Origin of the sequence: Wolbachia endosymbiont of Spodoptera picta (genome assembly GCF_018141665.1) — a bacterium.
Lineage (GTDB): Bacteria > Pseudomonadota > Alphaproteobacteria > Rickettsiales > Anaplasmataceae > Wolbachia.
This window is the reverse complement of sequence record NZ_CP067976.1, coordinates 502,157-515,644: the sequence shown is the minus strand read 5'-3', so window position 1 is coordinate 515,644 and position 13,488 is coordinate 502,157. Positions and strand designations below refer to the sequence as shown.

Here is a 13,488-nt window from a genome sequence, read left to right as displayed (position 1 = left end):
CGAGGAAATAAAGATGAAGGTTTTGGTTATAGGTTCTGGTGGGCGTGAGCATGCTTTACTTTGGGCTTTAAAGAAGTCTCCTACCTTGACTAAGTTATATGTTACTCCTGGTCGCCCGGCCATGGAGAATTTTGGAGTTCTTGTGAATATAGATATTCAAGATTCAGTGGATGTTACACAATTTTGCAAGAAAGAAAATATAGAGCTAGTGATTATTGGTCCAGAGCAGCCGATAATTAATGGCCTTGCTGATGATTTAACTGCGGAGGGGATAAACGTTTTTGCTCCAAGTCAAGCAGCTGCAAAACTTGAGGCATCAAAGTCTTTTACGAAGGAACTATGTAAACAATATGGTATACCGACCGCCAAGTATGAACGTTTTATTGATGAAAGGTTAGCTAAAAATTTTGTCTGTAGTAATAAAATAAAATTTCCGCTTGTAATTAAAGCAAATGGAATTGCAGCAGGGAAAGGCGTCATAATATGCCACACAGAAAATGAAGCTTTTTCAGCAATAGATTCAATGCTAGTGGAGAAAAATCTTGGTGAGTCAGGTGAAGAAATAATCATAGAAGAGTTTTTAATTGGAGAGGAAGTAAGTTTTTTTGCTCTTATTGATGGGTTGAAGGTAGTAACCCTTGGGTGTGCAAAAGATTACAAGAGAGTTGGTGAAAATAACGAGGGACAAAATACTGGAGGCATGGGGTCATACTCATCACCTTCGATTATAAGTAAGGAGATGGAGCAAAAAATTATTCAAAAAATAATATATCCTACAATTCAAGCACTGACTAACATGGGAACATCCTATAAAGGCGTACTCTTTGCTGGTTTAATGATTTGCAAAGATAGTCCAAAGCTTCTTGAGTATAATGTTAGGTTTGGGGATCCGGAAATACAATCTATTTTACCTAGACTTGATCCAAATTGTGATTTGTTAAAGTTGATGTTGTCAGTTGCAGAAGGCAAGTTAAATACAAAAATGGTGGAGTTTAATCACAAAACTACAGTTTGTGTAGTTGTTGCAAGTAAAGGCTATCCTGGTGATTATCAAAAAGGAGAGGTAATTAAAGGATTGGATAAAATTGAAAACATTCCTGGTGTGCTAGTTTTTCATGCTGGTACTAAGTTGGATGAAAGTGGTAATTGGATTTCCGATGGCGGAAGAGTGCTAAATATAGTAGGAGAAGGAAACACTGTGGAAGAAGCTAAAAGTAAAGTGTACTCAGCGTTAAATTTTCTAGAATGGTCAGGTGGGTTCTTCAGGTATGATATTGGTAGTTAATTTAGCTCATGCAGAAACAAAAAAAGTCACTTTGTAAGCAGTAAACTAAAGAAAAACATGATATCTGTTCAGATTCATGTGAAACCAGTGCTTCTTTTCTTGTCATGAAAGTAGCTGACACTGGGATCCAGGTTGATGAAAGCACACTAGCATAGAAAGTGGTTACAACGTTTTCGATGAGATTATATGGAAAACTGGATTCCAGTGTCAAGCACTGGAATGACACCCTCTATTATGCAAATTACCTGCTAATTGCAATGTTCGTACAGATGTGGGTCACGCGCTAGAATAACACCCTTGGTGGTAACAACTAAAGAAAAATATCAACTAGGTTTATAGTATACCACTACTGTTTTTGCAATTTTGTCATAAAATGTTTGTTTGTGCTGGTCGAATATTGTAAACATTAAAACTGAGGTTAGTACAATAAAAAAACATCCAGAAACATAATCAGGCAGAGGATAAGATAGCAAATTACAAATAGTCCACATGCCGTCCTTAAAAAAATATCTTCTTATTGCTTGTTTTAGAGTAACATTTTTAAATGTGTTTGAATCTTTTATATATATTCCGTACAGTAATTTCCCTGGAGTGCCACCAAATCTTATTGTCATTAGCATATTAAAAATTATATATATTGGTAGTATCACCATAAAAACTGTCATGCGGATAACTATCTTGTAAGTATTGTCTGCATTGTTGTATGATGTAGATGAATGATGTAGAGAATATAGAAAAAATAATATAATAAAGGCTATTATTACCCATAAAACACAATCAATTACAGATGCGAAGTCTCGCCTAAACATCCCTGCATAACTTATTTTAGTATCCATACACTTTCCATATTTTGCAGTGCTATAACCAGTATAAAAGTTCATTATTAAATAACCGTAAATATGCTATTTTAGCAACATTGACCCACTTTATTATTTGAATTAACATTAAATCATTTACAGTTAAGGAAGTTATGTCAATATCAGTCACAGTTGCGTATGGTGATGGTATCGGACCAGAAATTATGGAAGCGGTGCTGTCGATATTGCGTGAAGCGAAAGCAAAGATCTCAATAGATATTATTGAAATAGGGGAGCGTGTTTATAGTAAGGAATGGTCTCATGGAATTTCTCCGAGTGGTTGGGAATCTATCGAAAGGACAAAGATATTACTCAAATCTCCAACAACAACCCCTCAAGGTAAAGGGCACAAAAGCTTAAACGTTGCACTCAGAAAGAACTTAGGGCTGTATGCAAACATTAGACCATGCATTTCGTATCACCCTGTTATAGAAAATAAATTCGATAAATTTGATGTTGTTGTAATACGTGAAAATGAAGAGGACGTTTATACGGGAATAGAGCATAGGCTCACTGGTGACTCGTACCAATGCACTAAAATTATTACTAGATCTGGTTCAGAAAAAATATGCAGGTACGCTTTTGAATATGCGAAAAAACATAACAGAAAAAAAGTAACTTGCCTGACTAAAGACAACATAATGAAAATGACTGACGGCGCTTTTCATGCAGCGTTTGATCGTATTGCAAAAGAATACCCAAATATAAAGATAGAACATTATATAGTTGATATTGGAATGGCAAAAGTTGCTACAGAGCCCGAGAATTTCGATGTTATAGTAACTGAAAATCTATATGGCGACATATTATCAGACATAGTGGCACAAACCTCAGGTTCTGTAGGGCTTGCAGGAAGTAGCAATATAGGTAATGAATATGCAATGTTTGAAGCAGTGCACGGTTCTGCTCCTGATATTGCAGGAAAAAACATGGCTAATCCTTCTGGTCTTTTAAATGCCGCAGTACATATGTTGGTCTATATTGGTCAAGTGAGTACTGCAAAACTAATCTATGATGCATGGCTGAAGACTTTGGAGGATGGAATACACACTGCCGATTTATATAAGAAGAAAAGGAGTAAGCAGAAAGTTGGTACCAAAGAATTTGCAAAAGCTGTTATAGATAATCTAGGGAAAAAACCCACAACGTTATCTGAGCTTATAATTAGCAGTGATTCGGATAGTAAAATAAATAAAGTACAAGACAATTACGAACAAGATTACAAAGTTAAAAAGCTAGTGGGTAGTGATATAACGCTTGCCTGGGATAAATCCAACAATTTTGATCAAATAGTTAGGTTATTTGAATCGAGTAATCTGAAAATGATAGCAATATACTCAAAAGGACTTGCAATTTGGCCAGGAGGATCAAAGTCTTCAAGTGACCAAATAACCTGCAGGTTCATTGCAAATAATGAAATTACAAATAGTGATGTGAATAACTTGCTAGTCAAATTTGAGGAACATAATTTTGATGTGGTGAGAATGGATAAGTTGTATTTGTATGATGGGAAAGGGGGTTTCTTCTCTTAGTGGTTGCTTGATATTTTTATGCTTTTGTGAAACATTAAATATATTATACTAATAGTATCGTGTATTTATGTGAGGTGTAGTAATGAGTCAACATTTTAAGTTAACTGGTCAGGAGTTTTATGATAATAATGATCTGTTTAACGTACTAGAGATAAAAGCTGAACAAATTGTAGGTAAGGATTATCAAGCTCTTAGCAAGTTTCTGGAAAAACAATATAATAAATTGATACTTGTAAACCATCCTGACAAAGGTGGAGACAAAAATAGATTTGATCAGATTTATAAAGCTTATCAAGATCTAAAAAAGTACATTGAACCTTTGGAATCAGGAAATCCTTGTGTTAAAGTCAGTGTTGTTGCTGAAAGTAATGGACGTTTAACGGCAAGAGAGTTTCACTATAGGAGAAAGTTGTTTAACGAGCTAAAAATCAGTGAGGAAGAAGCTGTAGGTAAAGATTTTGATGGGTTGATTGCTATACTAAAAAGAAATGATTGTTCGTTTGGAGAAGACCTAAAAAGCTATAATGAACTTCAAGCTCAAATAGAGAGGATTTTGCTAAATCCAAATTTAGATAATTCTCAGAAGAGTGTACAAAGTGCAAAGTTAATGCAAGAGTTATATCAATATATAGCAAAGCCAAGCATACAATTATTCAATTATATTACTCCTCTAAAAGAAAAGAGAAGCCTAATTGAAGAAGATAAAAAGACATTAGCATTGAAATTTATAGAGCGCAAAAATGCTCTAATGTTAGTACCAAAAATAAGTTTTCTGCCTTTAGCTATATTAACTACAATTACTATAGGTTGCTATTTTTCATGGTGGATCATAGCACTTAATATCATTATTAATAACGCCTCTCGTTTATTAGTAGGTCATTATATGAAAAAGTATGCCAATTCAGAAATTTCTATTGATGAATTCATAAGTAAGATGAGCTATATCGAGCTAAGCAGTAAATTTCTTATCAACTATCCTTTAGCTGCTTTTTCTGTTTATTTAGTTACAATAAATTTCATTGCTAATGGATTAACTGTTGGTGGAGCTGTACTTGGTTCACTATTGTTATTGGCAGTATTAATTGAAATGTTAGCTCCTGTTTTCTCAAAAGGCTGTGAAATATATGCTGAAAAGCACGCAAAAGATTTATTAGAGGAAGATCCAAGAGATAGAGTACAAAAGGAAACTAATCTGTTAGGACGGTATGATCCACGAAGGCTATTAATGCCGATAATTATGCCTCTTGTTAGAAAGTGTTTTGCAGAAGTGGCAAGCGAATTTGCTGAAAGGAATTTTGATGAGGTAAAAACTGATATGTCTGATGTTAATACTGAAGGACTATCTAATCCTCAAGCAATTGAATTTGCACAGCAAACAGTATAGTATAAGCTTTTAGCTCTATGCATGGACTCAAAAAAAGTAGAATTAATATTTGAAAAATTTCAACAGTCAAATCCTGCGCCAAAAATAGAGCTAAATTATACCAATCATTTTACGTTATTAGTTGCAATAGTTCTGTCAGCGCGGACGACCGATATAAGTGTTAATAAAATTACAAAGGAGCTATTTAGTATCGCTGATACGCCAGAAAAAATGTTGAATCTTGGGCAAAGTGAGCTGAGAAAATACATAAGCAGTATCAACTATGTTTTTTAAAAAATTTTTTATTGTGTAATTTTGCAACTTGATCCAATCATGTAGGTAATAAAAATCCATTCGTCATAGGAATAGAATTTTATGTCAAACAGCTATTGCCTGCTTAAGCCAATGAATATGTGAATAAGTACTTTAAGTTTGTGTGGACGTACTTATTCACAATATTCATTGTCAGTTGCTACTGTGTGAAGCAATTGCTGCTTTAAGTCTTGCATTAGCAATTACTATAATTTTACGCATAAGAGCTGTTATAGCCACCATCTTCTTCTTACCACTTTCAACAAGCTTAGAATAAAAGGCACCAAGTACAGATTTTGACTTTGTAACAGCTATGGCTGATATGAAGAGCTTTGAACGAACATTACTTCTACCGCCCATAATCCTTCGGTAACCAACAGCTTTACCACTTTCCTTAGGATGAGGTGCTACTCCGGCAAGACTTGCTACTTCTTTTCTACTTAAGTAGCCAAGCTCTGGCATTAAACACAAAAAATCTTGTGATAACTTTTTGCCTATTCCAGGAACTGTTTTAAGGATTTTTTGACGTTGTTGTAGCTCATGGCTTTCATCAATAATTTTTTGTATAGTGTCATTGAGTTCGTTTATTTGATTATTGAAAAATTCAATGGTCTTCTGGCAACTTTCCTTTATATGGTCATTTTCAGGAGCTTCCAGTCTACACTTTTCCTGAGTTCTCATTTGCGTAATGTCATCACGACGTTGACACAGTGCAGCTAGAGTTGATTGTTCTTTTGAAGTAGGTACAAATAGAGAGAGAGTTTTATGGCGTTCACATCCGTATTGAGCAAGAGCCATCGCATCTGATTTATCAGACTTTGCTAAAGTTCCGTGAGACAAGATAAAACTTTTTACTTTTCGAGTATTTGCTTGATGTACTGCAATATTCTTGCCAACAAGAAAATGTGATAAACCAAGCTCATATTTGCCTGTATTTTCTAAAGTTACCAAAGAATTAGGTAGAATATCTGAAAACTTTTTAAACAACAGTTGCCAACCATCAGCATTATTGTCGAACTTGATAATGTTATTTTGGTTGTAAACTGCAGCAACATTTTTAAATTTTCCGATGTCAATGCCAATAAAATTTTGATAAGATGTAACCATAATAAATCTCGATAGTTTTAGTTAATTTAAGATTGTAAACGGGCGTATATATATTTCCCAAACAACTATTCAAACGTATCGAGAGATAGGGCTAGTGTACCTTGATACAAACGGTTGTAATACCAATTGGTTTTCGGTCGCACACGCCCGTGATAACTCTATTCCTATAGTGAGTAGAGTTATCTTCCCTCTTACTTCATTTATATCATGTTTTTAACTTACAATTGGTTTATATAATTCCAAAGCAAAAAATATAATCGGGCTCAGCAAAATATTGATTGAGAGGTACAATAGCAAAGTGCCTACTAATTTCGATGATTTGGTATCTTTACCAGGGGTTGGGAGAAAGAGCGCTAATGTGTTCTTAAATTCAGGGCTTGGTATTCCAACATTGGCAATTGATACTCATGTTTTTAGAGTAAGCAATAGAGTTGGGCTTGTGAAAGAAAAAGATATATTTAAAACAGAGCAATCTCTTTTGAATGTGGTTCCAAAAAAATACCTGCTTTATGCTCATCATTGGCTAGTTTTACACGGTAGATACATTTGCAAGGCACAAAAACCTTTGTGTGAAACATGCATAATTCATGATTTATGTGAGTTTGAATGCAAGAGGTTAGTATCTCTTCTTTTTTAATTCAAGTAGCTCACAGAGGTGAAAAAGATTACTTTACACATTTTTCCATTTTCCTTATCATAAGACTGAAGGTATTTTATTATCTTCAATCTGTGCAGATTAAACGACAAAAGTATTATACAGTTGGCGTCTTATTTTTAATTTTTTGCACTACGTGCACCTTATGTCTTCACAATATTTCTAGGTTTTTACCTACATAAGCTGAAACGAGCTTATAAAACGTTTAAGACAGTATAGAACGCCAATTTTCAGGATTAGAGAGTAACAACTAGCTAACGTGAGAGATCTTTTGCCTGGTTGGAAAAATGTAGGCGACTTTGGAAAAATTGCGAGCGTAAACTTAATACTAGCCTACAAATTTGCTTTTACTTCTTTCCTCCTCAAAAGATTATGAACAGGTTCTAAGAGATAAGAAATATAAACCAAAAAGCCATTGGATGACAAAGTTAATGCTTTTTTAGTTTTAATGGTTTATATTTTATTTCTATAACAGTAAAGGAATATTAAAATGGGAGATGTTTTTTCGATGTCAATGGAATCTTCTAAAGACAATAAAGATAGAAATGAACAATTTCTCATGCGAGTAGCCGCTTGGTTGGTTGATAACACTAGCTTAACTTTTGATCAAATAGCACAATGTTGCAAGTTATCCCTTGAAAAAGTACAAGACATAGCTGATGAGGAAATAGAAGTTGAAAAGTATGACCCTATTATTTCTGAAATAATTACTGAAAAAGAAATCGATAATTGCAAAAAAAATCCAAATCGTGTACCAAATTTGATTATAAAAAATATGAAAAAAAGTGCAAAGACGATTAGCTTTCTTGCCTTTGCTTCCACAGCAAGGCGTAGAGATAAACCTAATGCGATTTATTATTTGGTAAAAAAATTTCCTATCTTGAACAATAATGTGATAGCTAAGCTAGTTGGTACAACAAATTACACAGTTGAGCAGGTAAGAAATAGATCTCATCATAACATACTCAATATCAAACCTCAAGATCCTGTACTACTTGGTTTATGTAGCCAGGAAAATTTAGAAGCGGAAGTAGAAAAAGCGAAAGTAGAAGAAGAGAAGAAACAAAGATTAAAAAATATAAATAATAGCTATTGATGATTCTCAAATTCTTGTACTTTGTTAATATTAAATTGACTTGACTTGTTAGTTTTTATCAGTATAATATGAGTAAAGTATCTAGTTTAATAATAATTAAGTCTAAATACGCACTAAAAACTAGCTCAGCCTAATTTATTGTTTTATACTCACATTTTAGGTTAGTAAGCATCAATTAAAATTTTTGGAGGATTATGACAACAATCAATGAAGATGTCTTAGCAAAAGGAGAGGTTGTAGGTCAACCTGAAAAAAGCGAACAAATTCATAATGCTGACGCAGTAAAACAAATTACCAGTGAAGGTGCTGAAAAAAACAAGAAAACGTTGGACCTGAGCGAATTGAAAGAGAAAACAGCAGAAGAATTGTTAGAGCTAGCTGAAGAAAGAAAAATTTCAACTAGTGGTAAAGGCAATGGCAGGATGCTAAAACAGGAAATGATATTCAGTTTAATGAAGAAAATGAGTGAAGAAGGAGGCATAACCACAGGAAGTGGAGTAGTGGAAATATTGCCTGATGGTTTTGGTTTCTTACGTTCATCAAGTGCAAATTATGCTCCAAGTACCGATGATGTTTATATTTCCAATGGCCAAATAAAGAAGTTTAATTTACGTACAGGAGATATGGCATGTGGAGAAATAAGGCCACCTGGTGATAAGGAAAGATATTTTACTTTAACTAAGGTTCACAGTATAAACTCTACTGAAATCAGTGAATTAAGAAAGTACGTACATTTTGATAATTTGCTTCCACTTTATCCTGAAAAAAGCCTCATCCTTGGAAACAACAGTAGCGGAGATAATAAAAAAGATATAAACATGCGTGCTATAGATATAGTTACACCTCTTGGAAAAGGACAAAGAGCATTGATAGTTGCTCCACCTCGTACAGGAAAAACGATATTGCTTCAGCAAATGGCTCACTCTATAGCTACAAATCATCCTGAAATAGAACTAATAGTATTACTTATAGATGAAAGACCCGAAGAGGTGACAGATATGATACGCTCTGTAAAGGGTGAAGTGGTAAGCTCTACATTTGATGAGCCTGCCTACCGTCATGTCCAACTTGCTGAAATAGTAATAGAAAAAGCTAAAAGAATGGTTGAACACAAGAAAGATGTAGTGATTTTGCTTGATTCTATAACTCGCCTTGCACGTGCTTATAATGCAGTTATTCCTTCGTCTGGAAAGGTTCTAACCGGTGGTGTAGATTCAAATGCGCTGCAAAGACCAAAACGCTTTTTTGGAGCAGCTCGTAATATTGAAAATGGTGGTTCTTTGACAATCATCGCTACAGCCCTTATAGAAACTGGTTCAAAAATGGATGATGTTATTTTTGAAGAGTTTAAAGGCACAGGTAATGCTGAAATTATACTAGATAGAAAACTTGCTGATAAACGTATATTCCCTGCTATTGATATTACCAAATCCGGAACAAGGAAGGAAGAGCTATTAGTTGATAAGGCCATACTAAATAAAATATGGGTATTGCGTAGGATACTTAACCCTATGGGATCTGTTGAAGCAATGGAGTTTTTACGTGACAAATTACTTTTAACAAAGAGCAATGCTGACTTTTTTAACTCCATGAATCACTAAAAGTAAGCCAATTCTAATAGAGCAAAAAAGCAAAGCTCTCTTATAGCTAAAATAATTTGGATTCATCAAAATATATTAAGCTGGCAATCTGCCTTAAGTTGCTATTCCAACTTATAGCACTGATTTTGATCAAAAATTTTATGTAGTCAGTTTATTTACAATCGATTTTCCAGTGTCAGCCACTTAGATGACATCTTTTTGACTCTTAATATTAATATGTTTATACAATTGTGTACCAGTGTTGAAATGACACACTCAAAAGGGGATTGTATTTACTCTGAATCAGATGATAAATTAGATGCTTGGTAAGCGTAATTTGGAGCTTCCTGTGTAATGATTATATCATGAGCATGACTTTCTCTTAACCCTGATGAAGTAATAGTGACAAATTTGCAGTTTTTTTTCATCTCTTCTATATTACGGTTGCCAGTGTAACCCATTGCAGCTTGCAACCCACCAATTAACTGACAGATCACTCCTGAAGCTGGACCTTTAAAAGGAACTCTTGCTTCTACTCCTTGTGGGACTAAATCGAGTTTTGAATCTTGAAAATAACGGCTAGCTGACCCTCGTTTCATTGCACTAATAGATCCCATTCCTCGATATTCCTTATATGCTCTACCCTTATACATGATAATCTCACCTGGGCTTTCCTCAGTACCAGCAAAGATTGAACCTATCATCACAGTATCAGCACCAGCTGCAATAGCTTTTGCAACATCTCCCGAATATTTTATTCCACCATCAGCAATTAGTCTGACGTTTTTTGTTTTACAAACCTCTGCAATATTCTTGATCGCAGAGAATTGTGGCATACCAACGCCTGTAACTATTCTGGTAGTACAAATTGATCCTGGCCCTATTCCAACTTTCACTGTATCAACACCAGCATCAATCAACGCTTCAGCAGCCTCTGTTGTTGTGATATTTCCGCCGATTAGTTGAGTATTCGGATACATCTTTTTTATTTCCTTAATAGTACTGATAACGTTCTGGGAATGACCGTGAGCGGTATCTACAATAACCACATCAACTTCTTCTTCGATCAAAGCTTCACATCTTTCTATACCGTCTTTTTTACCAGTACCAATTGCAGCGGCAACTCTGAGTCGACCTTTACTGTCTTTACATGAATTTGGATATCTATTGTATTTTTCGATGTCTTTAACTGTGATTAGACCTATGCAACAAGAATTTTCATCAACAACCAAAAGCTTCTCTATTCTATTTGCATGCAACAATTTCATTGCTGAGGCGCTGTTTACTGCCTGCTCTCGAACTGTTACTAACTTATCTTTTGTCATTACCTCGGAAACTTTTATATTCATGTTCTGGTCTTCAATAAACCTCACATCTCGATTAGTTAAAATTCCCACTAACTTGCGTTGATCAACTACAGGAATGCCGGAATAATTATACTCTCTCATTAATGAAACTGCTTCTGCAACTGTTTTATCTGGGGAAATTGTAATTGGGTTATACACGATCCAGCTTTCATATTTTTTCACCCTTCTTACTTCTAACACTTGTTCATCTATTGATAAATTCTTATGTATGCAACCTATTCCACCATGTTGGGCAATAGCTATTGCAAAGCCTGATTCAGTGACAGTGTCCATTGCAGAGGATATGAGAGGGATATTTAGTTCTATATTATTTGTTAGATAAGTTCTTGTGTCTGCATCACGAGGCAATACATCAGAATAGGCCGGTAAGAGAAGTACATCGTCAAACGAATAACAAGCTTCCATTTTTTTCATATGCTTTATTTAAAGCTTATACGCCAATTAATGAAATTGCAATAGAGCTTTTGCAAAATTAGCCTGGATCCAGCTATTTTTAGATCAAAATAGGATAGAAGAGGTATGTAGCTCCTAATATATTTATCGCAAAATTACATTATTTGCTAGCAAACAGAACTGCTCAATAGTTAAGCTTTCTGGACGTTCGTCTCCACTCAGTTTAGCATTCTCAAGAGTAGTTGAGACATCACTAGTTATACTTTGCAAGCTATTTCTCAGCATCTTTCTTCTTTGAGCGAACACAGCACGTGTTAGCTTTGTTAAGGTTTCTAAATTTACTGCAAATCTTGGAGTGGGTAAAGGTTTTACTGTAATTACTGAAGAATATACTTTTGGTCTTGGAAAAAATTCCTTAGGTTCAATATCAAATTCCTTTTTTATGTCGCATAGTAACTGGCTTAGCACTGATAGGGAACCATAATCTTTAGAATTAGGTTCTGCTGTAATACGCTCTGCTACCTCCTTTTGGAACATTAACGTCAAATTCGTAAAAAATTTTATATTATTTAACCACTTTAAAAATAACGCTACTGAGATATTGTAAGGCAAGTTAGCAATGACTTTGACTGGACATTCTACCAGCTCTTTTTCTACAACATTAAGTGCATCTGCTTCTATAATTCTATATTTTCCCTGATGCTCATTTAGCAATTGTTCGTGATGTTTCACTAAACTACTATCTTTTTCTATAGAAAGTAGAAACTTTGGATTATACGCCAATATTTCTCTTGTTAACGCACCATACCCAGGACCAATTTCAATAACATTAAAATCTTTCAGGCTACCAGCTAAAGCAACTATTCTTTTTGTTATCTCATTCGATAAAATAAAATTTTGTCCTAGACTCTTTTTTGGCTTCAGTGAAAATTTTTTCATATGATCTTAGTATGCAGTATTTTAAAAATTAGTTGACGAAAATTCATCAATAATTGTATATTGTCAGTGTATTTAATGCCGGCTTAGCTCAATTGGTAGAGCAACTGACTTGTAATCAGTAGGTTGTCAGTTCAAGTCCGACAGCCGGCACTCTTATCCATACAAGTAAAGTTGATGTCCTTTTTAATAGTAGCAAATTGGAAAATGAATGGAACACGTTCTTCATTTGTTAACTTTATAGGCAAACTTAACAACAAGAGCAACGAAATTACCTCTAAATTAGTAATTTGCCCTCCTTTTATATCATTTCCAAGCAGTATAGAGTTGAACAATAATATTAAAATAGGAGGACAGAATTGTCATCATAAAGAGTTCGGTTCTTACACAGGTGAAATTAGTGCAGGAATGTTGAAGGAACTAGGATGTAGTTACGTAATACTTGGACATTCTGAAAGGGCTCATGAAAAAGATAGTGAAATAAAACTTAAATCGAAAACAGCAATAGAATCAGGATTACACCCAATCATCTGTGTAGGTGAAAACTCAGAAGATTATAAAAATAAAAAAACAAAAGAAGTAATAGAATATCAATGCAAAAACCGTTTGCCAACACAAGGTGAATATACCATAGCATACGAACCGATATGGGCAATAGGAACAGGAAATGTGCCAAATAATGACGCAATTGCTGAGGTGGTAGAGATAATAAAATTGTGTACTGGTAAAAAACACATTATATATGGTGGCTCAGTCAGCTCAGAAAATATAGGAAACTTGCTCAGTATTCCAAATCTATTAGGAGTTTTAATTGGTAGTGCAAGCTTAGATTTTGATCACTTTTATCAAATTATACAACAAGTCGAGAAAAAACTTTCTCTTAATTAATTCTAAAGGATAAATACTCTTATTGTTATGGTAAGGGAGTTGGCAAAATGTGTCAAGGAGTTTTCTATTGGCTAAGGTTGTGACAATAAAGTTAAGCACTGCCAAAAACTATGGAAG

General features: G+C 34.4%; 10 protein-coding genes, 1 tRNA gene and 4 pseudogenes. 11 read left to right on the top strand and 4 right to left on the bottom strand.

Annotated elements, in window-relative coordinates:
* Positions 1-13: 13 nt before the first annotated feature.
* Entirely contained in the window at positions 14-1,285 is a 1,272-nt protein-coding gene (gene purD / locus JKF54_RS02180; protein ID WP_211908490.1) for a phosphoribosylamine--glycine ligase, read from the top strand.
* Between the two features lie 183 nt (positions 1,286-1,468).
* Positions 1,469-1,534, top strand: a pseudogene (locus JKF54_RS06865) (WPE palindromic element domain-containing protein); the annotation flags it as partial.
* A 74-nt stretch (positions 1,535-1,608) separates the two neighbouring features.
* Here the strand turns inward: JKF54_RS06865 and JKF54_RS02175 are convergent.
* Positions 1,609-2,166 (bottom strand): RDD family protein, encoded by a 558-nt coding sequence (locus JKF54_RS02175; RefSeq protein WP_246433241.1) that lies wholly within the window; start codon positions 2,164-2,166, stop codon positions 1,609-1,611.
* Positions 2,167-2,255: 89 nt separating this feature from the next.
* Here JKF54_RS02175 and icd point away from each other — a divergent pair, with 89 nt between their 5' ends.
* The 3 genes and pseudogenes from icd to JKF54_RS02160 all read left to right on the top strand — a co-directional run.
* On the top strand, positions 2,256-3,674 hold the full coding sequence (gene icd, locus JKF54_RS02170; protein ID WP_211908489.1) for an isocitrate dehydrogenase: 1,419 nt from the start codon (positions 2,256-2,258) through the stop codon (positions 3,672-3,674).
* An 82-nt stretch (positions 3,675-3,756) separates the two neighbouring features.
* Complete coding sequence (locus tag JKF54_RS02165; RefSeq protein WP_211908487.1) at positions 3,757-5,058, top strand: molecular chaperone DnaJ; 1,302 nt, start codon at positions 3,757-3,759, stop codon at positions 5,056-5,058.
* Between the two features lie 21 nt (positions 5,059-5,079).
* Positions 5,080-5,316 (top strand): annotated as a pseudogene (locus tag JKF54_RS02160) (endonuclease III domain-containing protein); the annotation flags it as partial.
* Between the two features lie 186 nt (positions 5,317-5,502).
* On the opposite strand, the gene JKF54_RS02155 reads toward JKF54_RS02160, so the two are convergent.
* Positions 5,503-6,456 carry an IS110 family RNA-guided transposase gene (locus JKF54_RS02155; RefSeq protein WP_211908252.1) on the bottom strand — a complete coding sequence of 318 codons (954 nt, stop codon included), beginning with the start codon at positions 6,454-6,456 and terminating at the stop codon, positions 5,503-5,505.
* Between the two features lie 220 nt (positions 6,457-6,676).
* Here JKF54_RS02155 and JKF54_RS02150 point away from each other — a divergent pair.
* The 4 genes and pseudogenes from JKF54_RS02150 to rho form a co-directional block, all read left to right on the top strand.
* Positions 6,677-7,093: pseudogene (locus JKF54_RS02150) on the top strand (endonuclease III domain-containing protein); the annotation flags it as partial.
* 279 nt (positions 7,094-7,372) lie between these two features.
* Positions 7,373-7,487: pseudogene (locus JKF54_RS06345) on the top strand (IS5/IS1182 family transposase); the annotation flags it as partial.
* A 114-nt stretch (positions 7,488-7,601) separates the two neighbouring features.
* Entirely contained in the window at positions 7,602-8,207 is a 606-nt protein-coding gene (locus tag JKF54_RS02145) for a cell cycle transcriptional regulator TrcR (protein WP_211908485.1), read from the top strand.
* Between the two features lie 194 nt (positions 8,208-8,401).
* The gene (gene rho / locus JKF54_RS02140; RefSeq protein ID WP_211908483.1) at positions 8,402-9,808 is read left to right on the top strand and encodes a transcription termination factor Rho; all 1,407 of its coding nucleotides are present in this window, start codon (positions 8,402-8,404) and stop codon (positions 9,806-9,808) included.
* 272 nt (positions 9,809-10,080) lie between these two features.
* On the opposite strand, the gene guaB is transcribed toward rho, so the two are convergent.
* Entirely contained in the window at positions 10,081-11,568 is a 1,488-nt protein-coding gene (gene guaB / locus JKF54_RS02135; protein WP_211908481.1) for an IMP dehydrogenase, read from the bottom strand.
* Positions 11,569-11,691: 123 nt separating this feature from the next.
* A complete protein-coding gene (gene rsmA, locus JKF54_RS02130) occupies positions 11,692-12,486 on the bottom strand; it encodes a 16S rRNA (adenine(1518)-N(6)/adenine(1519)-N(6))-dimethyltransferase RsmA (protein WP_211908479.1) in 795 nt (264 codons plus the stop codon).
* A 77-nt stretch (positions 12,487-12,563) separates the two neighbouring features.
* On the opposite strand from rsmA, the gene JKF54_RS02125 reads away from it, so the two are divergent.
* Positions 12,564-12,636, top strand: a tRNA-Thr gene (locus JKF54_RS02125).
* Positions 12,637-12,660: 24 nt separating this feature from the next.
* A complete protein-coding gene (locus tag JKF54_RS02120) occupies positions 12,661-13,371 on the top strand; it encodes a triosephosphate isomerase (RefSeq protein WP_211908477.1) in 711 nt (236 codons plus the stop codon).
* Positions 13,372-13,488 lie beyond the last annotated feature (117 nt).

Coding starts and splice junctions, on each gene's coding strand:
- JKF54_RS02165 (WP_211908487.1), top strand. CDS start 3,757: ATGAGTCAACATTTTAAGTTAACTGGTCAGGAGTTTTATGATAATAAT.
- JKF54_RS02145 (WP_211908485.1), top strand. CDS start 7,602: ATGGGAGATGTTTTTTCGATGTCAATGGAATCTTCTAAAGACAATAAA.
- icd (WP_211908489.1), top strand. CDS start 2,256: ATGTCAATATCAGTCACAGTTGCGTATGGTGATGGTATCGGACCAGAA.
- rho (WP_211908483.1), top strand. CDS start 8,402: ATGACAACAATCAATGAAGATGTCTTAGCAAAAGGAGAGGTTGTAGGT.
- purD (WP_211908490.1), top strand. CDS start 14: ATGAAGGTTTTGGTTATAGGTTCTGGTGGGCGTGAGCATGCTTTACTT.
- JKF54_RS02155 (WP_211908252.1), bottom strand. CDS start 6,456: ATGGTTACATCTTATCAAAATTTTATTGGCATTGACATCGGAAAATTT.
- guaB (WP_211908481.1), bottom strand. CDS start 11,568: ATGAAAAAAATGGAAGCTTGTTATTCGTTTGACGATGTACTTCTCTTA.
- JKF54_RS02175 (WP_246433241.1), bottom strand. CDS start 2,166: ATGAACTTTTATACTGGTTATAGCACTGCAAAATATGGAAAGTGTATG.
- JKF54_RS02120 (WP_211908477.1), top strand. CDS start 12,661: ATGTCCTTTTTAATAGTAGCAAATTGGAAAATGAATGGAACACGTTCT.
- rsmA (WP_211908479.1), bottom strand. CDS start 12,486: ATGAAAAAATTTTCACTGAAGCCAAAAAAGAGTCTAGGACAAAATTTT.